This is a genomic window from Lysinibacillus telephonicus (assembly GCF_039654155.1).
Classification (GTDB): domain Bacteria; phylum Bacillota; class Bacilli; order Bacillales_A; family Planococcaceae; genus Ureibacillus; species Ureibacillus telephonicus.
The window spans coordinates 3,275,303-3,300,572 of sequence record NZ_CP155468.1; the positions used below are offsets into that span (position 1 = coordinate 3,275,303).

Annotated in this window: 11 protein-coding genes, 21 tRNA genes and 3 rRNA genes; 2 read left to right on the plus strand and 33 right to left on the minus strand. The window is 39.6% G+C overall.

Translation table 11 applies throughout. From position 1 onward, the window contains the following. From MKY04_RS15810 to MKY04_RS15930, 25 genes are all read right to left on the minus strand, one after another. Positions 1-76 (minus strand) — tRNA-Val (locus MKY04_RS15810). A gap of 10 nt (positions 77-86) precedes the next feature. Continuing rightward, positions 87-202, minus strand: a 5S ribosomal RNA gene (gene rrf / locus MKY04_RS15815). An 83-nt stretch (positions 203-285) separates the two neighbouring features. After that, positions 286-357, minus strand: a tRNA-Glu gene (locus MKY04_RS15820). A 20-nt stretch (positions 358-377) separates the two neighbouring features. Further along, positions 378-468 (minus strand) — tRNA-Ser (locus MKY04_RS15825). A gap of 3 nt (positions 469-471) precedes the next feature. Beyond that, a tRNA-Asn gene (locus MKY04_RS15830) sits at positions 472-546 on the minus strand. 9 nt (positions 547-555) lie between these two features. Beyond that, a tRNA-Ile gene (locus tag MKY04_RS15835) sits at positions 556-632 on the minus strand. Positions 633-636: 4 nt separating this feature from the next. Beyond that, positions 637-710, minus strand: a tRNA-Gly gene (locus tag MKY04_RS15840). Positions 711-715: 5 nt separating this feature from the next. Then, positions 716-791: transfer RNA gene (locus MKY04_RS15845), tRNA-Phe, on the minus strand. A 10-nt stretch (positions 792-801) separates the two neighbouring features. Continuing rightward, positions 802-877: transfer RNA gene (locus MKY04_RS15850), tRNA-Asp, on the minus strand. 3 nt (positions 878-880) lie between these two features. Then, positions 881-957 (minus strand) — tRNA-Met (locus MKY04_RS15855). A gap of 36 nt (positions 958-993) precedes the next feature. Then, positions 994-1,086, minus strand: a tRNA-Ser gene (locus MKY04_RS15860). A gap of 15 nt (positions 1,087-1,101) precedes the next feature. After that, positions 1,102-1,178: transfer RNA gene (locus tag MKY04_RS15865), tRNA-Ile, on the minus strand. Between the two features lie 8 nt (positions 1,179-1,186). Next, a tRNA-Met gene (locus MKY04_RS15870) sits at positions 1,187-1,260 on the minus strand. A gap of 17 nt (positions 1,261-1,277) precedes the next feature. After that, positions 1,278-1,353, minus strand: a tRNA-Ala gene (locus MKY04_RS15875). A 31-nt stretch (positions 1,354-1,384) separates the two neighbouring features. Next, positions 1,385-1,461, minus strand: a tRNA-Pro gene (locus MKY04_RS15880). A 7-nt stretch (positions 1,462-1,468) separates the two neighbouring features. Then, positions 1,469-1,545: transfer RNA gene (locus MKY04_RS15885), tRNA-Arg, on the minus strand. A gap of 24 nt (positions 1,546-1,569) precedes the next feature. Next, positions 1,570-1,658 (minus strand) — tRNA-Leu (locus MKY04_RS15890). Between the two features lie 5 nt (positions 1,659-1,663). Beyond that, positions 1,664-1,738 (minus strand) — tRNA-Gly (locus MKY04_RS15895). 18 nt (positions 1,739-1,756) lie between these two features. Next, positions 1,757-1,838 (minus strand) — tRNA-Leu (locus tag MKY04_RS15900). A 15-nt stretch (positions 1,839-1,853) separates the two neighbouring features. Continuing rightward, positions 1,854-1,928: transfer RNA gene (locus MKY04_RS15905), tRNA-Lys, on the minus strand. 6 nt (positions 1,929-1,934) lie between these two features. Continuing rightward, positions 1,935-2,010, minus strand: a tRNA-Thr gene (locus tag MKY04_RS15910). 4 nt (positions 2,011-2,014) lie between these two features. After that, positions 2,015-2,090 (minus strand) — tRNA-Val (locus MKY04_RS15915). 69 nt (positions 2,091-2,159) lie between these two features. Continuing rightward, positions 2,160-5,080, minus strand: a 23S ribosomal RNA gene (locus MKY04_RS15920). A 451-nt stretch (positions 5,081-5,531) separates the two neighbouring features. Continuing rightward, positions 5,532-7,083: ribosomal RNA gene (locus MKY04_RS15925) — 16S ribosomal RNA — on the minus strand. The 16S, 23S and 5S rRNA genes sit together here with 21 tRNA genes alongside, the layout of an rRNA operon. Before the next feature lie 339 nt (positions 7,084-7,422). Then, complete coding sequence (locus tag MKY04_RS15930; RefSeq protein WP_126295398.1) at positions 7,423-8,322, minus strand: DMT family transporter; 900 nt, start codon at positions 8,320-8,322, stop codon at positions 7,423-7,425. A 109-nt stretch (positions 8,323-8,431) separates the two neighbouring features. Here MKY04_RS15930 and MKY04_RS15935 point away from each other — a divergent pair, with 109 nt between their 5' ends. After that, positions 8,432-9,154, plus strand: coding sequence for an MgtC/SapB family protein (locus MKY04_RS15935; protein WP_126295399.1), 723 nt, complete (start codon positions 8,432-8,434; stop codon positions 9,152-9,154). A 14-nt stretch (positions 9,155-9,168) separates the two neighbouring features. After that, positions 9,169-10,167, plus strand: a complete 999-nt coding sequence (locus tag MKY04_RS15940; RefSeq protein ID WP_126295400.1) for a cation diffusion facilitator family transporter — start codon at positions 9,169-9,171, stop codon at positions 10,165-10,167. Between the two features lie 86 nt (positions 10,168-10,253). Here MKY04_RS15940 and MKY04_RS15945 read toward each other — a convergent pair whose 3' ends face one another. From MKY04_RS15945 to pruA, 8 genes are all read right to left on the minus strand, one after another. Further along, on the minus strand, positions 10,254-11,417 hold the full coding sequence (locus MKY04_RS15945) for an iron-containing alcohol dehydrogenase (RefSeq protein WP_126295401.1): 1,164 nt from the start codon (positions 11,415-11,417) through the stop codon (positions 10,254-10,256). A gap of 99 nt (positions 11,418-11,516) precedes the next feature. Then, positions 11,517-11,774, minus strand: a complete 258-nt coding sequence (locus MKY04_RS15950) for a hypothetical protein (protein WP_346234697.1) — start codon at positions 11,772-11,774, stop codon at positions 11,517-11,519. Positions 11,775-11,926: 152 nt separating this feature from the next. Continuing rightward, positions 11,927-12,199: a hypothetical protein gene (locus tag MKY04_RS15955; RefSeq protein WP_246020422.1), complete on the minus strand. Its 273-nt coding sequence runs from the start codon at positions 12,197-12,199 to the stop codon at positions 11,927-11,929. A gap of 192 nt (positions 12,200-12,391) precedes the next feature. Then, positions 12,392-13,507, minus strand: a complete 1,116-nt coding sequence (locus MKY04_RS15960; protein ID WP_126295402.1) for a response regulator — start codon at positions 13,505-13,507, stop codon at positions 12,392-12,394. Positions 13,508-13,985: 478 nt separating this feature from the next. Further along, on the minus strand, positions 13,986-19,706 hold the full coding sequence (locus tag MKY04_RS15965) for an S-layer homology domain-containing protein (protein WP_346234698.1): 5,721 nt from the start codon (positions 19,704-19,706) through the stop codon (positions 13,986-13,988). Positions 19,707-20,471: 765 nt separating this feature from the next. Then, positions 20,472-21,716, minus strand: a complete 1,245-nt coding sequence (locus tag MKY04_RS15970; RefSeq protein WP_126295404.1) for a Glu/Leu/Phe/Val family dehydrogenase — start codon at positions 21,714-21,716, stop codon at positions 20,472-20,474. Positions 21,717-22,090: 374 nt separating this feature from the next. After that, complete coding sequence (locus MKY04_RS15975) at positions 22,091-23,230, minus strand: IS110 family transposase (protein ID WP_346234614.1); 1,140 nt, start codon at positions 23,228-23,230, stop codon at positions 22,091-22,093. A gap of 265 nt (positions 23,231-23,495) precedes the next feature. Next, a complete protein-coding gene (gene pruA, locus MKY04_RS15980; protein ID WP_126295405.1) occupies positions 23,496-25,043 on the minus strand; it encodes an L-glutamate gamma-semialdehyde dehydrogenase in 1,548 nt (515 codons plus the stop codon). Positions 25,044-25,270: the final 227 nt, after the last annotated feature.

Consider the following 25,270-nt stretch of genomic DNA (forward strand, 5'->3'; position numbering starts at 1 on the left):
TGGTGGAGGATGACGGGCTCGAACCGCCGACCCCCTGCTTGTAAGGCAGGTGCTCTCCCAGCTGAGCTAATCCTCCTGGGCTATATGCCTAGCAACGTCCTACTCTCACAGGGGGAAGCCCCCAACTACCATCGGCGCTAAAGAGCTTAACTTCCGTGTTCGGTATGGGAACGGGTGTGACCTCTTTGCCATCATCACTAGACTATTTTATTTAAGGACAAGATTTATAATACCATATTTGGTCTATAATTCAAGCTTTTTTTAAAATTTATTTTCAAAAAAATATGACCCGTACGGGATTCGAACCCGTGTTACCGCCGTGAAAGGGCGGTGTCTTAACCACTTGACCAACGGGCCAAACGCACAAAAACTATGTATGGCGGAGAAGGAGGGATTTGAACCCTCGCGCCGGTTACCCGACCTACACCCTTAGCAGGGGCGCCTCTTCAGCCTCTTGAGTACTTCCCCATATGGCTCCGAAGGTAGGACTCGAACCTACGACCGATCGGTTAACAGCCGATTGCTCTACCACTGAGCTACTTCGGAATATTGTTATGGTGGGCCTAAATGGACTTGAACCATCGACCTCACGCTTATCAGGCGTGCGCTCTAACCAGCTGAGCTATAGGCCCCTATTGGAGCGGGTGATGGGAATCGAACCCACGACATCAGCTTGGAAGGCTGAGGTTTTACCATTAAACTACACCCGCGTTAATGGTGGGTCGAGACGGAATCGAACCGCCGACACTTTGAGCTTCAGTCAAATGCTCTACCAACTGAGCTATCGACCCATTTTAAAAATGGCGGTCCCGACCGGGATCGAACCGGCGATCTCCTGCGTGACAGGCAGGCATGTTAACCGCTACACCACGGGACCTTTTGGTTGCGGGGACAGGATTTGAACCTGTGACCTTCGGGTTATGAGCCCGACGAGCTACCGAACTGCTCCACCCCGCGATAATATAAATGATAGTAATTATTAGATTAAATAAATGGCGGAGGAAGAGGGATTCGAACCCCCGCGCGGTTTAACCCGCCTGTCGGTTTTCAAGACCGATCCCTTCAGCCGGACTTGGGTATTCCTCCGTTTTATTATTCTAATGGTGGACCTTGCAGGACTCGAACCTGCGACCGGACGGTTATGAGCCGTCTGCTCTAACCAACTGAGCTAAAGGTCCTTTAAAGATGGCGGCAGAGGGGATCGAACCCCCGACCTTACGGGTATGAACCGTACGCTCTAGCCAGCTGAGCTACGCCGCCGGGATCCTTATTATGGTTGGTGGAGCCTAGCGGGATCGAACCGCTGACCTCCTGCGTGCAAGGCAGGCGCTCTCCCAGCTGAGCTAAGGCCCCATAATTATTATTAAAAGTTCACTTTATTCTATGGTCGGGAAGACAGGATTCGAACCTGCGACCCCTTGGTCCCAAACCAAGTGCTCTACCAAGCTGAGCTACTTCCCGTATCTTTTGGCGCGCCTGGCAGGAGTCGAACCCACAACCTTCTGATCCGTAGTCAGACGCTCTATCCAATTGAGCTACAGGCGCTACATCTTGACATGATTTTTATAATGGTGCCGAGGACCGGAATCGAACCGGTACGGTAGTCACCTACCGCAGGATTTTAAGTCCTGTGCGTCTGCCAGTTCCGCCACCCCGGCACATTTGGAGCGGAAGACGGGGTTCGAACCCGCGACCCCCACCTTGGCAAGGTGGTGTTCTACCACTGAACTACTTCCGCATGTGCTTATCTTTTAGATGCGGGTGAAGGGAGTCGAACCCCCACGCCTTGCGGCGCTAGATCCTAAGTCTAGTGCGTCTGCCAATTCCGCCACACCCGCATATTTTATTAAAACTGGTGAGCCATGAAGGACTTGAACCTTCGACCCTCTGATTAAAAGTCAGATGCTCTACCACTGAGCTAATGGCTCGAAAAATGGTGCCGGCGAAAGGACTTGAACCCTCAACCTACTGATTACAAGTCAGTTGCTCTACCAATTGAGCTACACCGGCTTTATGGTGGAGGATGACGGGCTCGAACCGCCGACCCCCTGCTTGTAAGGCAGGTGCTCTCCCAGCTGAGCTAATCCTCCTGGGCTATGTATAGTGAGAGTTTTTCATTCTCTCAAAACTGGATAAAGACATTGAATGCGTTCAATTGTTTGGTTAAGTCCTCGATCGATTAGTATTCGTCAGCTCCATGTGTCGCCACACTTCCACCTCGAACCTATCTACCTCATCGTCTTTGAGGGATCTTACTTACTTGCGTAATGGGAAATCTCATCTTGAGGGGGGCTTCATGCTTAGATGCTTTCAGCACTTATCCCGTCCACACATAGCTACCCAGCGATGCCTTTGGCAAGACAACTGGTACACCAGCGGTGTGTCCATCCCGGTCCTCTCGTACTAAGGACAGCTCCTCTCAAATTTCCTACGCCCACGACGGATAGGGACCGAACTGTCTCACGACGTTCTGAACCCAGCTCGCGTACCGCTTTAATGGGCGAACAGCCCAACCCTTGGGACCGACTACAGCCCCAGGATGCGATGAGCCGACATCGAGGTGCCAAACCTCCCCGTCGATGTGGACTCTTGGGGGAGATAAGCCTGTTATCCCCGGGGTAGCTTTTATCCGTTGAGCGATGGCCCTTCCATGCGGAACCACCGGATCACTAAGCCCGTCTTTCGACCCTGCTCGACTTGTAGGTCTCGCAGTCAAGCTCCCTTGTGCCTTTACACTCTACGAATGATTTCCAACCATTCTGAGGGAACCTTTGGGCGCCTCCGTTACCTTTTAGGAGGCGACCGCCCCAGTCAAACTGTCCACCTGACACTGTCTCCTACCCCGCTAAGGGGTATGGGTTAGAATTTCAACACAACCAGGGTAGTATCCCACCGACGCCTCCCTCGAAGCTGGCGCTCCGAGTTCTCTGGCTCCTACCTATCCTGTACAAGTTGTGCCAAAATTCAATATCAAGCTACAGTAAAGCTCCACGGGGTCTTTCCGTCCTGTCGCGGGTAACCTGCATCTTCACAGGTACTATAATTTCACCGAGTCTCTCGTTGAGACAGTGCCCAGATCGTTACGCCTTTCGTGCGGGTCGGAACTTACCCGACAAGGAATTTCGCTACCTTAGGACCGTTATAGTTACGGCCGCCGTTTACTGGGGCTTCAATTCAGAGCTTCGTGATGCCACTAACCCCTCCTCTTAACCTTCCAGCACCGGGCAGGCGTCAGCCCCTATACGTCACCTTACGGTTTTGCAGAGACCTGTGTTTTTGCTAAACAGTCGCCTGGGCCTATTCACTGCGGCTCTCTCACGAGAGCACCCCTTCTCCCGAAGTTACGGGGTCATTTTGCCGAGTTCCTTAACGAGAGTTCTCTCGCACACCTTAGGATTCTCTCCTCGACTACCTGTGTCGGTTTGCGGTACGGGCACCTCCCGCCTCGCTAGAGGCTTTTCTTGGCAGCGTGAAATCAGGTACTTCGCTCATACGAACTCCCCATCACAGCTTGGCGTATTAGGAAGCGGATTTGCCTACTTCCACGCCTTACTGCTTGGGCGCGCATAACCAACAGCGCGCTTACCCTATCCTACTGCGTCCCCCCATTACTCAAACGGCGGGGAGGTGGTACAGGAATATCAACCTGTTGTCCATCGTCTACGCCTGTCGGCCTCGACTTAGGTCCCGACTAACCCTGAGCGGACGAGCCTTCCTCAGGAAACCTTAGTCATACGGTGGATGGGATTCTCACCCATCTTTCGCTACTCATACCGGCATTCTCACTTCTAAGCGCTCCACCAGTCCTTCCGGTCTGACTTCAACGCACTTAGAACGCTCTCCTACCACGTGCATCAAGATGCACATCCACAGCTTCGGTGAATCGTTTAGCCCCGATACATTTTCGGCGCAGCGTCACTCGACCAGTGAGCTATTACGCACTCTTTAAATGATGGCTGCTTCTAAGCCAACATCCTGGTTGTCTAAGCAACGCCACATCCTTTTCCACTTAACGATTACTTTGGGACCTTAGCTGGTGGTCTGGGCTGTTTCCCTTTTGACTACGGATCTTATCACTCGCAGTCTGACTCCCGTGTATAAATATCTGGCATTCGGAGTTTGTCTGAATTCGGTAAAGCGAGATGCCCCCCTAGTCCAAACAGTGCTCTACCTCCAGTATTCTTAATCACGAGGCTAGCCCTAAAGCTATTTCGGAGAGAACCAGCTATCTCCAAGTTCGATTGGAATTTCTCCGCTACCCACACCTCATCCCCGCACTTTTCAACGTGCGTGGGTTCGGGCCTCCAGTGAGTGTTACCTCACCTTCACCCTGGACATGGGTAGATCACCTGGTTTCGGGTCTACGACCACGTACTCATTCGCCCTATTCAGACTCGCTTTCGCTGCGGCTCCGTCTTCTACAACTTAACCTTGCACGTAATCGTAACTCGCCGGTTCATTCTACAAAAGGCACGCTATCACCCATTAACGGGCTCTAACTACTTGTAGGCACACGGTTTCAGGTTCTATTTCACTCCCCTCCCGGGGTGCTTTTCACCTTTCCCTCACGGTACTGGTTCACTATCGGTCACTAGGGAGTATTTAGCCTTGGGAGATGGTCCTCCCGGATTCCGACGGAATTTCACGTGTTCCGCCGTACTCAGGATACACTCAAGAGGGAATGAACTTTCGACTACAGGGCTTTTACCTGCTCTGGCGGACCTTTCCAGATCGCTTCGCCTAATTCATTCTTTTGTAACTCTTGTATTGAGTGTCCTACAACCCCAAGAGGCAAGCCTCTTGGTTTGGGCTCTTCCCGTTTCGCTCGCCGCTACTTAGGGAATCGAATAATTTCTTTCTCTTCCTCCAGGTACTTAGATGTTTCAGTTCCCTGGGTATGCCTTCATGACGCTATGAATTCACGTCAAGATACTGTTCCATTACGAACAGTGGGTTCCCCCATTCGGAAATCTCCGGATCAAAGCTTACTTACAGCTCCCCGAAGCATATCGGTGTTAGTGCCGTCCTTCATCGGCTCCTAGTGCCAAGGCATTCACCGTGCGCCCTTCATAACTTAACCTAATTGCGGCTTCCGATACACATCATATACTTTCGTCAATTTCACTCGTTCGAATCCTCACGTACATAGGTACGCTCCGGTCCTCACTCGTTCATTTCCTTGTACTGCTCGTGTCTCGAAACCCTTGAAGTTAGTTACAGCTTTTCTATAAAGAAAAGACTTAAGAACTTACAATAAATTTCTTGAACTTTGTTTGTTTCAATGTCGTTTTATCCAGTTTTCAAAGAACAAATTACTAAATTGAAGATAATTCATTTATATGAACTCTTCAAAACTGAACACAAAACGTTAATGTTGATTAAGCCAAGCTTAATCATTCCGTATTGTCTAGCTTCAAACACCAGCTCGTACGCTGATTTCGCGCCTTCGTTCGAAAACAGGTTTTCGACTCAGTCGCTCCAATCCGCTACCTTAGCTAAGCGGTGTTTTCCGCTTTTCGACAAATCCTTAGAAAGGAGGTGATCCAGCCGCACCTTCCGATACGGCTACCTTGTTACGACTTCACCCCAATCATCTGTCCCACCTTCGGCGGCTGGCTCCTAAAGGTTACCTCACCGACTTCGGGTGTTACAAACTCTCGTGGTGTGACGGGCGGTGTGTACAAGGCCCGGGAACGTATTCACCGCGGCATGCTGATCCGCGATTACTAGCGATTCCAGCTTCATGTAGGCGAGTTGCAGCCTACAATCCGAACTGAGAACGGTTTTATCGGATTGGCTCCCCCTCGCGGGTTGGCAACCGTTTGTACCGTCCATTGTAGCACGTGTGTAGCCCAGGTCATAAGGGGCATGATGATTTGACGTCATCCCCACCTTCCTCCGGTTTATCACCGGCAGTCAGATTAGAGTGCCCAACTGAATGATGGCAACTAATCTCAAGGGTTGCGCTCGTTGCGGGACTTAACCCAACATCTCACGACACGAGCTGACGACAACCATGCACCACCTGTCACCGCTGTCCCCGAAGGGAAGGCTATGTCTCCATAGCGGTCAGCGGGATGTCAAGACCTGGTAAGGTTCTTCGCGTTGCTTCGAATTAAACCACATGCTCCACCGCTTGTGCGGGCCCCCGTCAATTCCTTTGAGTTTCAGTCTTGCGACCGTACTCCCCAGGCGGAGTGCTTAATGCGTTAGCTGCAGCACTAAGGGGCGGAAACCCCCTAACACTTAGCACTCATCGTTTACGGCGTGGACTACCAGGGTATCTAATCCTGTTTGCTCCCCACGCTTTCGCGCCTCAGCGTCAGTTACAGACCAGAAAGTCGCCTTCGCCACTGGTGTTCCTCCAAATCTCTACGCATTTCACCGCTACACTTGGAATTCCACTTTCCTCTTCTGCACTCAAGTCCTCCAGTTTCCAATGACCCTCCACGGTTGAGCCGTGGGCTTTCACATCAGACTTAAAGGACCGCCTGCGCGCGCTTTACGCCCAATAATTCCGGACAACGCTTGCCACCTACGTATTACCGCGGCTGCTGGCACGTAGTTAGCCGTGGCTTTCTAATAAGGTACCGTCAAGGTACAGCCAGTTACTACTGTACTTGTTCTTCCCTTACAACAGAGTTTTACGATCCGAAAACCTTCTTCACTCACGCGGCGTTGCTCCATCAGGCTTTCGCCCATTGTGGAAGATTCCCTACTGCTGCCTCCCGTAGGAGTCTGGGCCGTGTCTCAGTCCCAGTGTGGCCGATCACCCTCTCAGGTCGGCTACGCATCGTCGCCTTGGTGAGCCGTTACCTCACCAACTAGCTAATGCGCCGCGGGCCCATCCTATAGCGATAGCAGAACCATCTTTCAGCATTTCATCAGGAGATGAAATGAATCATTCGGTATTAGCCCCGGTTTCCCGGAGTTATCCCCAACTATAGGGCAGGTTGCCCACGTGTTACTCACCCGTCCGCCGCTAACATCTTAAGAAGCAAGCTTCTCATCAGTTCGCTCGACTTGCATGTATTAGGCACGCCGCCAGCGTTCGTCCTGAGCCAGGATCAAACTCTCCATAAAAGAAAATTTGATAAAAGCTCTAAATTACACTGGCATCATATTTGATGTCCAAAATTTTGTTTCGTTCACTGACGAGGGTCAGCTACTAAAAACTTTATTTCATTAACGTTTTGTTGTTCAGTTTTCAAGGTTCATTTTAAGTTGTTATTTTCGACAACAACTTTTAAAGTTTAACATATTTAAAACTAGTATGTCAAGCGAATAAAATCACTATTTTTTAGCAACCTTATTATTATAACTTATCCAAAAGGAAACAACAACACTATTTGAAAATATCTTTTTCAAAATTGTTCGCGTCCTTAAGGACAAGTAATAATATACTATACACTAAAATATAAATCAAGATATTTTTCTAAAAAACTTACTTATAATTTTAAAATCAACAACAAATAGCATAATCCCTGCTATTACAATCATTCCGCCAATTACTTGCGTTGCAATTAGATTCTCCGCAAAAATAAAATATGCTAATATGGCAGCACCAATTGGCTCGAATAATACCGCGACTGAAATAACATTAGTACTTACCCATTTCAGAGCCCAGTTAAACAAAGTATGTCCTAATAAATTTGGAATAATCGCAAGTAACAAGAACCACATCCAATCTACCGCAGGATATGGACCAAACGATTCTCCTTTTAATAGTACATAAAAAAATAAAACTACTGTACTTATTGAATAAACTACCATTGTATATGTAATTAATGTAATTCGTTTTCGTACATCTTGTCCAAAGAGTAAATAACCTGTTACTAACCCACATGCAATCAATGCAAGAATATCCCCATAAAATGCAGTTCCACTTATTTTAAAGTCTCCCCAACTAATTAAAACACTCCCTAAAATTGCAACGGCACCTGAAATAATCGTTTTAGCTGATAGTTTTTCTTTAAAGAAAAAGTATGTACCTACAAATGCAAACAATGGCTGGAGAGTAACAAGCACAGTTGAACTTGCTACTGAAGTGTAATTTAATGATTCAAACCATAATATAAAATGAAATGCTAAAAAAATACCTGCAATTGAAGAAAAAATCCAATCTCTTTTTGAGAGTATTTTAATTTCATGTACATATTTATAAAAGAATATAGGGCTCATAATTACTACAGAAAAAAGCATTCTATAAAAAGCAATAACCCCTGCATCTGCGTTCGCCAATTTTACTAAGATTGCGGACAATGAAATTGAAATTACACCGATGATAATTGGTATGTACGGATGTATGCCTGGTTTATCCATTTTTTCTAACCCCATTCTTTATATTTTTGCTATATTAATAAAACAAGAGATTAATTCTTATTTTGTCATTATTACCCACCGTTATCAAGATAAAAAAGGAGGATTGTAATTGGATGTAATTTTTAGCGAACCGTTCTCTTACGAAATTATCGTAAAACTTATAGTGGCTGCAACTTTAAGTTTAATCATCGGCATCGAAAGAGAATTAAAAAAGAAACCGGTTGGCTTAAAAACCAGTTTAGTTATTGCAACTTTTAGTTGTTTATTAACAATTATTTCGATTGAAACTGCATATAGTACACCCGCGCGTGACGATATTAATATTACAATGGATCCTCTTCGTTTAGCAGCACAAATTGTCAGTGGCATCGGATTTTTAGGTGCTGGTGTAATTTTACGAAAAGGAAACGACAGTATAACTGGATTAACAACGGCTGCAATGATTTGGGGTGCTGCCGGGATTGGAATTGCGGTAGGTGCGGGCTTTTATATAGAAGCTTTTGCGACAGTTGTGATTGTCGTAATCGGTATTGAGTTAATCGCTCCTTTTTTATTGAAAATAGGTCCAAAAAGAATACGAATGAAGGAATTAGTCTTAAAAGTACGACTAGATGAAGAGGAGAACATTCGTAAGCTGCTTGCTTTTATGAAGGAAAATGAAATGCATATTGATAATATCCGCATAAAAGACATTCCTGTTTCATCAGAACAATTTCTTTACGAAGTCGATATGCGCCTCTCAACATTATTTCGAACAGATACTTTAACGATTTACCAAACTTTGCATTCACTTCCCTATGTACAAAAAATAGAAATAGAAAACTTAGGTTAATTGGAGGATTTTAAATGGGTGAAATTTTTAAATTATTAAAAGGTGGGAATAAACCTTCGCTAGTTGCAGCATTTGTCAATTTATTCTTAGGAATTCTTAAGGGCGTTGCTTACTTCTTTACTGGAAATGTCGCCATGTTCGCAGAAATGATGCATTCTTTAGGGGATGCAGCAAACCAGTTTTTCGTTTTTGTCGGTTCTGCATTATCTAAAAAAGCACCGACTAAACGTTTTCCAAATGGTTTTGGACGCGTTGTCAATCTCGTTTGTTTAGGTGCCGTTTTAATAGTAGCAATTCTTTCGTACGAAACAGTTAAAGAGGGCTGGCATCATTTTATACATCCAGCTACCGAGTCAGAAGGAATGTTTATTGCTCTTGGTGTTTTGCTTATTGGTACAGTACTAGAAGCAACTGTTCTACATAAAGCAGCAAAAGAGGTACTTCATGAAACTGGTCAAGAACACAAGGGGCTATTAGCTTTCCCAAAATCAATTCCTTATTTAAACCGCGCAAAACCTGCGACAAAGCTTGTATGGATGGAAGATTTAGTTGCTACAAGTGGGAACGTTTTAGCATTTTTAGCCATCATTATTGCTCATTTTACAGGATTTTATGCTCTTGAGGGCATCGTTTCAATGATTATCGGAATCATGATGTTTTATGTTGTAGGTCGTGTATTCTTGGATAATGCTCGTGGTGCTATTGGTGAAACAGATGAAGAAATGTTAATTCATATAGGTAATTTAGCAATGGAAGACCCGCACGTAAGTGATATCAAACGATTAGAAGTCATAAAAGAAGGGGAATTTTTACATGTTGATCTTGTTGCAGAAACAGATCCAAATCTTTCCCTAGCATATTTAGACGATGTACGTGACCACCTTGTAGAACTAATTATGAGTCAAAAGGGTGTGACTAAGGTAACCATTTCCTTCGATGAAGAAGATGATGTTTCTGAATGGGAACGTCATTTAAAAACTTATACAAAAAACCAGTCAGATGAAAAGAAATAAAGAGTTTTTGCAGTTCAACAAAAAATCGATTTGCCACACTATTTAGTGAGCAAATCGATTTTTTATAAAATTCCATATGAAATTTATTATAAAGACATTTCTAATATTTTTCGAACATCTTCTGCCTGTAATGTTTTAAATCTACCGAAAGGTCCATTTACCATTGATTTTTCAACTAAAATATCTAATTGTGAATCATCAATTTCGTAATCAGCGAGTCGACTTGGAGCACCAATTGATGTCCAAAATTCTCTCAACCGTTCTATTCCCTCTAACGCTACTTGTTCAGTTGTTTTTCCTTTAGGGTCTACGTTAAATACTCGTGTTGCTAAACCGGCAAAACGTTCTGGGTTAACTGATAGATTGTGACGCATCCAGTTAGGGAAGATAATTGCCAATCCTCCACCGTGTGGAATATCGTATACAGCAGAAACAGAGTGTTCTATATTATGCGTTGCCCAATCCCCGCGAGAACCTATAGATAAGAAGCCATTAAGTCCAATTGTTCCTGCTAATAAAATAGTTTCACGCAGCTCATAATTCTCAAGATCTTCAATTAATTTTGGAGCAGTATTTATGACTGTACGCAATACTCCTTCACACATTTCATCTGTAATAGGTGTATTTGTTGCGTCATGGAAGTACTGTTCAAAAACATGCGACATAATATCAACCATGCCGTAAACAGTGTGAATTTTCGGTACACTAAATGTATACGATGGATCTAATATTGAAAACTTCGGAAATACTAACGGATGTCCCCATCCATATTTTTCTTTTGTTTCTTCATTTGAAATTACAGAGCCTGAATTCATTTCAGAACCTGTTGCAGCTAGGGTAAGAACAGTTCCTAAAGGCAAGGCATCAGTTACTTGAGTTTTTTTAATAACAATATTCCATGCATCTTCGTCTACTTTTGCACCGGCCGCAATTAATTTAGAACAATCAATAACAGAACCACCGCCTACTGCTAAAACAAGATCGATGGATTCTTTTTTACAAATTTCAATACCCTTCCGCGCTGTTTCAACTCTCGGATTCGGTTCGACTCCACTTAGTTCAAATACCGTTTTACCAGCTTTTTTGAGAGTGCTTACTACAGCATCGTATACTCCGTTGTTTTTAATGCTGCCTCCACCATATACAATCAGCACTTTATCGCCATACTGTGCCAGCTCCTCTGGCAGTTTTTCTAAGGCGTCTTTTCCAAAATGAATTTTAACTGGATTATAAAATGTAAAGGAATTCATGAAACCTCCCCTTTCTATTTGGATTTTCTCACGTTTAGATTGAAAAAAGCAAAGAATTGATACGGAAAACAGACAATAATCAAGCTCACATCACTAATTTTATGTTATTTTGCCTCCACCTTTAACTAGTTGATTAGTAATCAAAAAAGTTAAAGTTAACGGATGTGATAATGTAGATATCATACCATTTTGAAGTAAATTAATTTTGGAGAATTTCAAAGTAGCTATTCGATTAGCTAATGCATACTCTTGTTTATTTGTAAGAGGCAAACCATCTATATGGTTGCCTAATATAAAGTTTCCTGCAATAGAATCTTGTAGAACGTTCGGGTGCATTGATTGATAATACACTTCCATTATGTCGTCTTCTTCATTCATTAGATTATGTTTTATTAAATAATCTTTTAGTGCCCCCTTTAAATCGATAGCAATTGCAGTTTGGCCTAAAATAGCCCGATAGTAAACAGGAACAACGTCCGCTTTTCCTAAATAAGGGGATACCTCCGCAACTATTTTGCCCGACTGATGTACAATAACATAATGCTAGCTTCACTTTGTCCGTCCGTCAGGGAAACAACTGTTTTTCCTGGTGCTAAACTTACAAAATAAATAATGTCCCCAGTTATATAACCAACTGCAATCTGTCTATCTTCAATGTCGATAGAAATTGCCTTTAATCCTAAAACATCTATATTATTATTCAGCTCTACCTTTTGAATACAAAAACAATTTTCGACATTGTCATGATTTATTAAACGTTCTTCTAACAATTTATTTATCATTTCCAATCGCCTCCCAACTAACTTTTTTTACTATTAATTTTAGAAAAGTTAGCTGGACAATTTCTGAACATAATATTCTATAATTCGACATATTCAAATAATAGAAAATTATTCAATCATAAAACGAAAAAGCAGGTGAAGAAAATTAGATACTATTTTTCCCCACCTACTTTTCGTATTTTATATTTATAATTATACTAACGAAATTATGTATTCTTCATAAACTTGCTTTATTTTATAAGGAATTGGGATGGCTAAATCTCGTTCTAGCTTCTCCTTAATATGTTCATATAATTGAATAAATTCTATTTTCTTGTTTTGCTCTGCTAAAAACTTCATAAGTAAATACATATATTGTTCATTATACTCATCTAATTCAAGCATTTTTTGCAAACAACTTAATTTTAATAGTGAATTAGTGCTATCTTCACTTGTGGCATATGATTCTAATATGTGCAAAACACTTTGTTTAATAAATATTTGTGTTTGGGTAGCCCAATTCAATTCCTCTTCCTCTAAAAAATCACCTCTATATAAATTTAAAATTTGTTGAATATCCACCAGACTATGTGAAGGCTGATCTAATAAAGTTAACATTTCATCATAATCGCTGTTTATTCGGATATTAAATTGATAATGATTGTTGACAAGTTGAATCGGGTTTTCAATACCATTTTGTTTAAGCAGCTTTCTAAGCTGATAAATGGTTGTATGTAAGTTTGTTGCCGCTTTTTCATATTCTACGTCTGGCCAAAGCGTTTCTGTAATGACTACATTTAATATAGGTCTTTTCTGATGGAACCATAAATATAAGAACAGCTCTCGTACTTTTTTAGTACGCCATTTGACAGTTTGCTGATTGACATCTAATAATTGAAAACTTCCAAATGTTCGTGCATACATTGCAGCCTCTTGTTTTGCAGGTTGTAATTCTTCACTAATGCTTACCGATTCATTTGCCCTTAAAAGTGCCTTTTGTAGTCTTTTTCTATGAACTGGCTTCATTAGATAGTCTGTTACCCCCACAGTAAAAGCATCAACTGCGAATTGAGCGTGGGCAGTTATAAAAATAATTTGTATTTTAGGATTTAATTTTAGAAACTCACTTGCCACATTTATTCCGTGATTAGCACCCATTTCCATATCTAAAAAAACAATATCAATATGAACCTTTTCAAGCAAAGTATACGCATCTTGGACGTTAGTAAATGCCCCTTTAATCGTGATAGGAACTTCTGTAATTTCTTTTAGCATTGAAGTTAATAAATCAAGTGCCAATCTTTCATCATCGATTAAAATTACATTCATTTTCAATTCACCTTCTTTTTAAGTTGTTGAACTTTTCGAGCTTCCCTTATGGATTGTTAGCAATATTAATCTGGTTAAATCTTCTATAAAAGTTTTTGTATCTTATCATGTCATATTTATAAATTTTCACTTTGTGCGTCAAATCATGTTAAAAAATAGATCAAATAGAAATTTATATATCATATATTATCGTCCACAATATATTAAATATTTAGCAAAATGTTTAGTATATTTTTTCAAAATACAAATAATCAATATCACCTTATTAAGAATTACAATAATATCCTAATACACAAAAAAATACCTAAAAGAATTACCTTAATAATTATTATTTTTAAATAGTAATATTAAAATAAATACGTACTTACCATTCTATTTAAAACTATTCTTCTTAAAATAGGTTAAAAGCCCGTTTATCAATTTAATTGATAAACAGGCTAATATTCATTGGAATGATTTTAATTTTTTCATTGTTTTATTACTTTAATTGTACAGATATAGCTACATCCGAAGTTTTTTCATTAGCTGTAAGGATGACATCCGCTCCATCCGCTGAAATTGAGAAACCTTCAAATTCATTGGAAAACACTGTTGCAATAGTTGATGCTAAGTCAGTAGCCGTCATTCCACTTGATAAAGTGACTACTTTCTCTATTTCTTCTCCACCAACTGTAATAGCAACACTTTGATTGCGCGTACTTGTTCCTGTCAGCTCAATTACATCAGATATTGTAAATGAAGCAATTTGCTCTGATCCTTCTGATGGGATTAAACTTGGCTGAATTATCTCAGCTTTATACGTATTTCCCGGATAGCGTATGCTTCTTGTCATTACCGGGTCTTTTCCACTTGCAACCTTTTCTGTTACAGTTACAACCGTATAAGGGCTTCCACCAAGTTCTAAAACTGTATCATATTTTTCAATGGCAGTCCCTGTTTCAATTTTCTTCATAACCCCACCACTTACCTGAGCAACATATACTCCATCTAAAGCAAATCCTTCTCCATTTGTAGTAAGGTTTATATCAACAGAAAACTTATAAATTCCTTGTTGTGTTACTGTTATAGGCTCAGCACCATTTTGTGTAATAGTGACATCAGAAACTTTGAATGCTTCTACTGCACTTGGCACTATTAATTCTTCTAGACTTTCATCAATGGAATTGTTGGCAGCATCTACTAAGTTATTTACCTTTACAGTTACTGTATCAGCTGTCGTAATATCATTTTGTAAAGTAACAGTTAACTTCTTTTTATCTTCTGACCAAACACCTGACTCCAGATTAAATTCTTGATCACCAATAAATAATTCACTGAAAGTTAATGGTTCACTAAATGTCAGCTCAACACTTTCACCCATACTAGCTTTTCCATCGGAATTACTATCTACTAATGTTGCTAAAGCAATTGTTGGTACTTTATTTTCCTTAATAGTAACTTGGAAATCTTTCGTTTTCGTCATACCATTATGTGTAAGTGTTGCTGTTAATGTCACCACATCATCTGCATCATCGTTGTTGCTTCTAATAACAGTACCATTAGCATTAATTGTTGCACCATCAACTGTATTAGCAGCCCATGAAACTGAAACGCCATCTACATCAGTTGGTAAACTTAAAGCCTCCATTACTTCCTGTAATGATGGATTATTAGCTTTAATTAAATTCTCATCAATTTTTGCCCATGCATTATCAAGTGCTGCTAAAGATTCAGGATCAAACTCATACGGAGCTTTTCTTTTTCCAGAAGCCGCGGCATCTATATCAAATACAGTAGTATCCGAAACGTTTAAATTTGAATAGTTGACATTATTTCCGATACCAAATCCATCTGCACTTGGAGCTGTGACACTAATTTCATTTGTGCCATTCAGTGTTAAACTAGAGCCATCTCCTAGACGAATTCCATATACTACATCAGTGTAAGTACTTACTTCCACATCTATTTTACTATCAGTAATATTTACAGTAGCACCTTGGGCAGTTTGAATAGTCCTAGAACCTCCATTTGCACCATTTGATGAGACTGTAGAATTAATAATATCTATTGAAGCACCCGCTGCATCAGCTCGTATACCATATGCAGAATAAGCAGGATTATCAGCTTTTGCAAAATGAACCGAAATATTTGAATCTTTTATAACTAGTTTTGCATTAGCATTTTTTAATAGAACCGCTGAATATCCATAACCACCCGAAGCTGGGGCATCAACTGTTGCATGTTCAAATGTAACTTTTGCTGATCCACTTATATAAACTGGTCCACGATCTCCATTTTGTGCGCCTGAAAAACCACCTGTTACCATTAGATTTTTCAATAAAACTTCATTTTGAGTTGCTGTAACCCCTAACCCACCAGAAAATACCAATTTATTCTGACCGTCAATAATGACTGGGTTAGCTAGGGTCACTTTAGGAACAGAAATCGTATCTGTTACAGAATCATCCACTGTAATTATTTTTACAAGACCATTTACTACATGTGAATGGTTAACACCGTTAGCTACTTCTGCACCATCATTCACACGTAATATAGTAGTAGTACTTACATTGAGTGTTTCTCCATTTGCAAACGTTACTTTTTCTGTTTTGCCATTTTTCGTAACATTTACTGATTTTAATGTAAATGTGCCAGAAGCAATAGTACCAGAAGCTACATCATCAGCACCATAGCTAAATTCCACACCTTCTACCGGTACACCATATCGAGAAACCGTAATAGCACTCGCTACTTTTTCTGCAGCCTCACTAACAATAGTTCCATCTACATAGTGGAAATCACCAGTTAAATTTGGAGTAACAATAGTGTATTCATATGGCTCTAGCTGTAGTGTTACTGGATTAGTAATACTTTCTCCACCATTTGCATCTTTTACTGAACCTTCTACTAGGGATATTGCAGAGCCAACTTTAAATACATTCGGACTTGATGTATCTCCACCAATAGTCATTGTTAATGTTGTTCTATCATCTGACCAAGTTGCTTTAATTGGATATGCATCGTCCCCCATTCCGAAGACAAAATCTTGACCAAATAGATGCTCATCAATTTGATGATCTTCTGTAGTCCCTGAGTACACTACTGGCTCACTAAAGACAAAGGTAATACTGTCTCCCGCTGAAGTGTCGCCATCTAGATCTACATCATTTAAAGTAGCACTCACTAAGTACGGCTTATTCGCTTCTACAATTGTTGTATCAATCGTTGCATCCTTAGTAGCTGAGCCGTTTGTTGCTGTAACATTTAAAGTAATTTGGTCATTATTGTTATCAGCACTATCTTGCGTAACTACTCCACTACCAATGTCAATGCTTGCATTATGTTCTCCGACTTTTGTAGCCGAATTCCATTTAAAGCTTGTACCGTTAGGACCTGATGTAACTAAATCAAGTGGTGTTGATACTTGCTGAAGACTTGGGTTGTCCTTTTTAATCGTTTCAGGTAATAACGCAACATCCACTGTTAGTTTTAGCTCATCTTCTGTTAATGCTTCACCCTTGTCCTTAATTGCCGCTTTCACCGCTGCTGTAACATTATCCACATTATCAGCTGTAATTCCTTTAAGATCCACAGCTTCGTAAAGCTTCAGTAAATCTTCTGCTGTTGGAGCTGGTTCTGCGCTTACTTTATCTTGCACTACTTCAATTGGACGTTTAATCGTGTGAGTAATGTTACCTCTTGCATCCATCGTCACAATAATCTGTGCTTCTTTTACAGAAGGTGCATCCTCTTTTACCGTAATAACTGCTGTTCCGGCAACGTTTACCGTAATATTGATTTTGCCATCAATTATTTCTGCAGTAGCTACATTTTCATTACTTGATGTAACAGTTGTTCCAATCATTCCAACAGCTAATGGGTCAGCATTTTCTGCATCAATCACATTATTTACTGTTAGTAATTGTGGTTCTGCTCCTAGAATTACTGTATCAATTGAAGCATCCTTTGTAGCTGTACCGTTAGATGCTTTAACGCCTAATTTAATTTGATCACTAACATTATCAGCATTGTCTAGAATTACTTCTCCATTTTCAAGGTTTATGCTTGCACTATGATCCCCTACAGGTGTTGCAGAAACCCAATCAAATACAGTTCCATTTGGACCTGCTGTAATTAAATCAAGTGGCGTTGATACTTGCTGAAGACTTGGGTTATCCTTTTTAATCGATTCAGGTAATAACGCAACATCGACTGTTAGTTTTAACTCATCTTCTGTTAATGCTTTACCCTTGTCCTTAATTGCCGCTTTCACTGCTGCTGTAACATTGTCGACATTATCAGCTGTAATTCCTTTAAGACCTATTGCATCGTAAAGCTTCAGTAAATCTTCTGCAGCCGGTGTTGGTTCTGCATTTATTTTATCCTGTACTACTTCAACTGGACGCTTGATCTTATGGGTAATATTCCCATTGGAATCTACAGTTACAATAATTTGCGCTTCTCTTACGGAAGGTGCATCCTCTTTTACCGTAATGATTGCTGTCCCAGGACCTTTTGAAACAATATTGATTTTGCCGTCCTTCAGCTCAGCTATCGCTACATTTGCACTGTCCGATGTAACTGTAGTACCAACCATCCCAACAGCTAATGGGTCAGCATTTTCTGCATCTACAACATTATTTGCTGTGATTGTTTTTGAAGTAAATCTGTCGGAAGAATCGTTATCTTTATCTCTTCCTCCACCTGAAGAGCCTCCACCTGTTGAAGGTCTAGTAACATCTGAAATATCTGTAACATTACCAATAGATGGTGATCCACCTGTTGGATATTTAACAGCTTCACTTGTTGAAATATTTTTAGGTTTAACAAGTGTATCAATAGTAGTATCTTGCGGAACAATCAACGTACCATCGTACTGTTGTACCTCTACTTGCTGTATATGTGTTTTATTAGCAAGCGTTACATCAATTGGTGTTTCAATCGTTAATTCGTTCGTTTCAAGTGTCCCATTTACTTTGACATCTTGGTCGCCATTAAAGTTAATAGCATTGATTTTTCCTGCAACTTCAATTTCAGAAACGTTGCCACCAACATTAATAGACGGTGTTGAGTTGTCAGTAATAATTTTTGTTTTATCACGATTTACAACAATTTCACCAGTAGTTGTATTAGTAAGTTTAATAACCGAATCTTGCTCTCGATTTTCTTCTCCCTCAACTATTAATCGACCATTTAAATTGAGGCTATTAAATTCTATTTGTTTTTGATCACCAGTTTTTATTGTGATATCTCCAGTGATGTTTGAATTTGCTAGATTTATATAATCGCCTGCAATAGTAATATTTGCTTCGACAGTTCCACCGTTTAAATCTAATGTTAGTGGTTTTTCAGCTGTACCACTGTTTAATAGTTCAACGTTATTAATACCCACTACCTTTGTTCCGATTTTAACAAAGTCTAGATTCGCATCATTTAGAACTGTTAAATTGCGTTCATGAAGAAGAGGTTGTAACTCTTTCGCAATATAATAAACTTGCCCATCAATTGTTATTTTATTGTCTTCAATTGAAGAAATAACATTTGCATCAGGCTTGCGATTATCACGATAGTTTGTAGTCTTTTCAGCACGAATAGTAAAAGCTGCCATATTCGCACGTGTTACAGTATCACCGCCGCCGTAGCTTGTATCTGTTTGACCAATTGTAACTCCTAAGTCAAATAATGTTTGGATATAAGGTGCTGCCCAATGCGAAGAAGAAATATCCTCAAATGGTAGTGTAATTGTCGAAGTTGGCTGTAACCCATAACCATTTACTAATATTTTCGCCATTTGATTGCGGGTAATTGGAGTATTTGGTCTAAACGTTCCGTCTTCAAAACCATCAATAATGCCATTTTCACGTAATGCTGCTATGTAAGGGTAGTACCAATCACCTTTTGACACATCAGAAAAGCTAATTTGGTAATCTGTCGTTACATCTAATCCTAAGTTTAACGCTAAAATTTTTGCAGCATGTGCTCGTGTTAGTAGACCATTCGGTTTGTAAGAACCATCTGGATAGCCACTAACAAAACCACGTTCAAATAATTCATTTACATATTCATAGTAATCAGAAGTTGTCTTTACATCTTTAAAAACATCTTCATCTGTATTTGCTTTTGATACATCTGGTGCTGTTACTGCTAGTGCACTTGTCGCCATTGCAGTAGCCATTGCAGTTTTAAAGATTTTGTCATACAGTTCTGTATCTTTTTTCATTAAACAAGCTCCTTTCATTCTTACACTGATATCGCTGATAGTTTACATAAAACGTCTGAACAAATTCTGAACAAATCAGAATAACTTCTAATGAAATCTATTTTTGTACTATTAATTAAGTATATTTATCATATAAATATCTTTTATTACTAAAAAATAAATCTTTTAACATATTATTTTTAATTTTTAAAAAACGACTAATTACTTATATACTTAAAACTTAATATTATTCATAAATTAAGAAACATAAAAATTTGAGGCCAAGTTTGCACTTTTTCAAATGATTTCACTTCAGTTAGGAAAGTCTTAATCAGATTTTAAAGAAAACTGTTATTTATGGTTACCACCGTTTTTTTGGAAAGGTATCTCGGTATTACAGGAAAAATCAGGGATAATAAAAAAGAGGTGACCCAAACTTATTGTTTAGGTCACCCCTCTTTTTTAAATGGATTCGGTTCAAATAGTCACTTATTTTATTCCTTATTATAAAGATATTCGTTTCCATCTTCATCCAAAATGTATGAATGAGAATTTGCTGCTTCTTCAAATTTCTATAAGTGCCCAGTGTGTTTCATTCACATCTGAGAAGCTTGGTGTTATTATGCCATTTAACAAATGTTTTCAAAGTATTGTGACAAGTCACTTCTAAATGTTTTATACAATAAAAAAGAATGCAAACAAAATCAATTCTGACTTTGTCTGCACTTTGAATTTTCGTCCAATTATAAATCAAAAGAACTCATTGTAGGGAAGCTTTATCTACTGTTACACCCATCCACGGAAGCGGGATGCTTCAGCTGTACGGCGAACACCAACCATATATGCAGCTAGGCGCATGTTAATGTTGCGAGTTGTAGCAGTAGTGTATACATTTTCAAAAGCTTCTACCATTTTTTTATACAGTTTTTCGCGAACTTCTTCTGCTGACCAGTAGTAACCTTGGTTGTTTTGTACCCATTCAAAATAAGATACTGTTACACCACCAGCAGATGCTAATACGTCAGGCACTAATAGAATGCCGCGCTCAGTTAAAATTTTTGTAGCTTCAGCAGTTGTTGGGCCATTTGCAGCCTCAACCACGATACTAGCTTTAATATCATGAGCATTATCAACAGTAATTTGATTTTCAATTGCAGCTGGCACTAAAATATCACAATCTAATTCTAATAATTCCTGATTCGTAATTGTATTTTCGAATAATGTAGTTACAGTTCCGAAACTATCGCGGCGGTCAAGCAAGTAGTCAATATCTAAGCCATTTGGATCGTGCAGTGCACCATAAGCATCTGAAATACCAATTACTTTTGCACCAAGATCGCTCATAAATTTCGCTAAGAAACTTCCTGCATTCCCAAAGCCTTGAATAACAATGCGTGCACCTTTAATATCGATTCCGCGTTTTTTTGCTGCCTCTTGAATAACAATTGTTACACCTTCAGCTGTTGCTCGATCGCGTCCTTGAGATCCACCAAGTACAATTGGTTTACCTGTAATAAAGCCTGGTGAATTAAATTCATCCATGCGGCTATATTCATCCATCATCCAAGCCATAATTTGAGCATTCGTAAATACGTCTGGAGCAGGGATATCTTTAGTTGGTCCAACAATTTGACTAATCGCACGTACATAACCACGGCTCAAACGCTCTAGTTCACCCATTGACATTTGGCGAGGGTCACAAATAATTCCGCCTTTCCCTCCACCATAAGGTAAATCAACAATACCGCATTTTAAAGTCATCCACATTGAAAGCGCTTTAACTTCGTCCTCACTTACCATTGGGTGGAAACGAACCCCACCTTTTGTTGGTCCAACAGCGTCGTTATGTTGAGCACGGTATGCAGTGAATACTTTCGTAGTCCCGTCATCCATTTTCACCGGAATACGAACATGTAGCATACGAAGAGGTTCTTTTAATAAATCATACATCGCTTCGTCATAACCCAGTTTATTTAATGCTTCTTTAATTACATCTTGTGTCGAAGTAAAAAGATTTAAATTTTCAGCCATAGATATCGCCTCTTTAATTTTAGTAATGATAATATCTCGCAAACATTGTAACATAAATTAATTCTTATTTGGCTATTAATATCTGTACAATTTCTAATACATTCTTTTTAATTAGATATGTGAATTTTATTATTAATTTAATATCATTTTTTGTAAGAATGTATCACATTATACCGTTGCGTTTGAAAAACCATCTTAAAAAAAGCAGACGCCCAAAACGCCTGCTTTTTTCTGTGAAAATAATTAATCCCTTCGGTCTTTGAATACTATTAATCAAATATGTTTATTCTTAAATTGACCGAAAAAAGCCAATAAGAAAGCAGAGCTACCTGTTGTGGGGTAACTTTGTATATTACTTTTTGGTTTTGGTTAAGTTATGACATTTGGGGTTCTTTATAAGGCTCCTTGTTTAATAACATGGAGTAAATAACCCGAAGCATTCGATGCGAGATCGCAACGAGTGCTTTTTTCTTTCCTCTTCGTGCTGCTAATGACCAATATTTGTTTGCCAGCCATCGATTTCGACTTCTTGAAACAGCCCACGCTGCTTCACACATAGCGGATTTTATATGAGGATTTCCTTTCACTGTACGTGTACTCTTCCTTTTCCCAGCACTTTCGTGATTCCCTGGTGAAACTCCTGCCCATGATGCAAGATGTTGAGATGTCGGGAACTGTTCCATTTCTACTCCTATTTCTGCAATAATTACAGCTGCAGTATCTTTACTTATTCCTGGTATGGTAATTAACAACTGTAGTTCTTCTTGATAATTTTGAAGTAGTTGATCCACCCGTTCTTCGATTTCTGAAATTAAGGTTTCTAAGTATTGAATATGTTGCCAGGACTGACGAATCAAGAAGATTTGATGCTCATTTATTGTTCCAAATAAGGAATCTGTAATCCATTGCTTTTTCGGAATCAACTTCCCATGAATATCTTTTTCTACATCCGTTTCGTCGACATAGCCTTGTTCAATTAATCGATTTAATAGTTTTCGACCTGATACACCAAATACATCCGAGATTACTGTACTTAGTTTGACATTTGAACATTCTAATACCTTTTGGATTCGATTTTTCTCTGAAACTAAATGACTAATCCACTTTTTACGTAGTCTCGTTAAATCTCGGAGTTCACGAATATTTACAGGGGGAACAAAGCTCTTTTCTATCAAACCATGACGTAATAACTTCGCTATCCATTCTGCATCTGAAACATCTGTTTTTCTTCCGGGTACATTTTTAATTCGCTGGGCATTAGCTAACGTGATATCAAAGAAATCTTCTAAGATGTTAAATACAGGTTTCCAATACACACCCGTACTTTCCATTGCAATATGTGTAACTTCATGTCCCTCTAACCATTTTAAAAGCCTAAATAAATCTTTTGTGAGTGTTGGAAATGTTTCGGTCTCTATATACATTTCGTCTTCATGATTACCTTTAATAACACAAGCTACAATCGTTTCTGAATGTACGTCTAAACCTGCACACTTCTCAATAAATACTTCCATGAAATCACTCCGATTCATTAAGATCACAAACAGTGAGTGAATTTGAAGATAAGCATTTTTCTGTACGTAGTCATCCTACTATCAAGTGGAGCTAACAAAGGGTTGAACACCAAATTCACTCAAACAGTTTATTTTACAGGGTCAAAGCCACCAAAAAAAGCCACGTCTTACATCCTGTTTGTGTCATTACCATTATGAACCGAAGGTACTTATTTTCATGCCAGGGTTGGGTGTAAAAAACTCATGATTGTTTATTTTATAAAAATTAAAGAGATTCGGACACAGTTTTGGCTTGCATATGGAGTGTCAAGTAATCAGGACCACCAGCTTTAGAATCGGTACCAGACATGTTGAAGCCGCCAAAAGGCTGGTAGCCAACAGTTGCGGCAGTACATCCACGGTTGAAGTATAAGTTGCCCACGTGGAAATCTTTGCGAGCTTTTTCTAAGTTGAAACGATTGTTAGAAATTACTGCACCAGTTAAACCGTAAACTGTATTATTTGCAATGTCGATTGCTTCATCAAAATTATTTGCTTTTGTTAAAGCTAATACAGGCCCAAAAATTTCTTCTTGCATTATCCGCGCTTGCGGATCTACATCAGCAAACACTGTTGGGTTAATGAAAAACCCTTTTGAATCGTCGACTGTACCGCCAGCAACTAAGCGACCTTCACCTTTGCCAATTTCAATGTACTCCGATATTTTCTTAAATGCACCGCCATCATTTACAGGGCCAACAAAGGTTTCTTCATTTGTTGGATCACCAACAACTAATTCATTAGTTAATTCAACTACACGATTTAAAACTGTTTCATATGCTTGATCTCCTACGATAACTGCACGAGAACATGCTGAACATTTTTGTCCGCTGAAACCAAATGCACTTGTTACGATTGATTGAGCAGCCAATTCTAAGTCTGCATCATCATCTACTACAATTGTATCTTTACCGCCCATTTCAGCGATTACGCGTTTAATCCAAATTTGACCTTCATTTAATACAGAAGCACGTTCATTAATACGCAAACCTACATCACGAGAGCCTGTGAAGCTAATGAAACGAGTTCGAGGGTGGTCTACTAAATAATCCCCCACTTCAGCACCTGAACCAGGAATATAGTTTACAACTCCTGCAGGTAATCCTGCTTCTTCCATTATCTCCATAAACTTATAAGCAATTACTGGGGTTGTTGAAGCTGGTTTTAATAAAACCGTATTACCAGTTACAGCAGCTGCAACAGTAGTACCTAGCATAATCGCAAAGGGGAAGTTCCATGGTGAAATAACCACGCCTACACCTAATGGGATGTAAGTATACTTATTTATTTGGCCAGGATTTTCTGCTACAGGTTTTCCTTTTGCAAGCTCTAACATTTGCCGACCATAATATTCTAGGAAGTCGATTCCTTCGGCAATGTCCCCATCTGCTTGGGGCCATGGTTTACCAGCTTCTTTCGTTAACCAAGCACAAAGCTCGAATTTGCGGCGGCGCACGATTGCAGCAGCTTTAAATAAAACTTCAGCACGTACGACAGGGTCTACTTTTTTCCAAGTGTCAAAAGTAGAAAACGCAACCTGCATTGCTTTTTCGGCTAATTCCTGGCTGGCTTTTGAGACAACACCAACAACCTCCGTTTTATTGGCTGGATTATATGATGTAATCTTTTGTTCAGTAGTAATGCGTTCTCCACCGATAATTAATGGATACTCTTGTCCAAGTTGACTTTCAACCTTTTTTAAAGCTTCTAAATAAGCTTGACGATTTGCTTCAACCGAAAAATCAGTTAGCGGTTCAGATTTGTATGGAATCATTTGATTAATCCTCCTTCATATCATTACTCATAGAGTGCGTGGATAATTTAAAAATCATAAGTATTAATTTTAAATTTCTATTATAAAGATTGTTGCATCATTCAAACTTGTAATTAAAACCATGCTCTAGTTTCAAAAGTAGTTAAATACTTAATTACAGAAATCTAATTTTTTTGATTACCGTCCTATATTATTAATTTGCTACAATGGCAAATTCTATTCCTTCT

Coding starts and splice junctions, on each gene's coding strand:
- MKY04_RS15970 (WP_126295404.1), bottom strand. CDS start 21,716: ATGGCTGAAAATTTAAATCTTTTTACTTCGACACAAGATGTAATTAAA.
- MKY04_RS15930 (WP_126295398.1), bottom strand. CDS start 8,322: ATGGATAAACCAGGCATACATCCGTACATACCAATTATCATCGGTGTA.
- MKY04_RS15960 (WP_126295402.1), bottom strand. CDS start 13,507: ATGAATGTAATTTTAATCGATGATGAAAGATTGGCACTTGATTTATTA.
- pruA (WP_126295405.1), bottom strand. CDS start 25,043: ATGATTCCATACAAATCTGAACCGCTAACTGATTTTTCGGTTGAAGCA.
- MKY04_RS15955 (WP_246020422.1), bottom strand. CDS start 12,199: ATGATAAATAAATTGTTAGAAGAACGTTTAATAAATCATGACAATGTC.
- MKY04_RS15945 (WP_126295401.1), bottom strand. CDS start 11,417: ATGAATTCCTTTACATTTTATAATCCAGTTAAAATTCATTTTGGAAAA.
- MKY04_RS15975 (WP_346234614.1), bottom strand. CDS start 23,230: ATGGAAGTATTTATTGAGAAGTGTGCAGGTTTAGACGTACATTCAGAA.
- MKY04_RS15950 (WP_346234697.1), bottom strand. CDS start 11,774: ATGGAAGTGTATTATCAATCAATGCACCCGAACGTTCTACAAGATTCT.
- MKY04_RS15965 (WP_346234698.1), bottom strand. CDS start 19,706: ATGAAAAAAGATACAGAACTGTATGACAAAATCTTTAAAACTGCAATG.
- MKY04_RS15940 (WP_126295400.1), top strand. CDS start 9,169: ATGGGTGAAATTTTTAAATTATTAAAAGGTGGGAATAAACCTTCGCTA.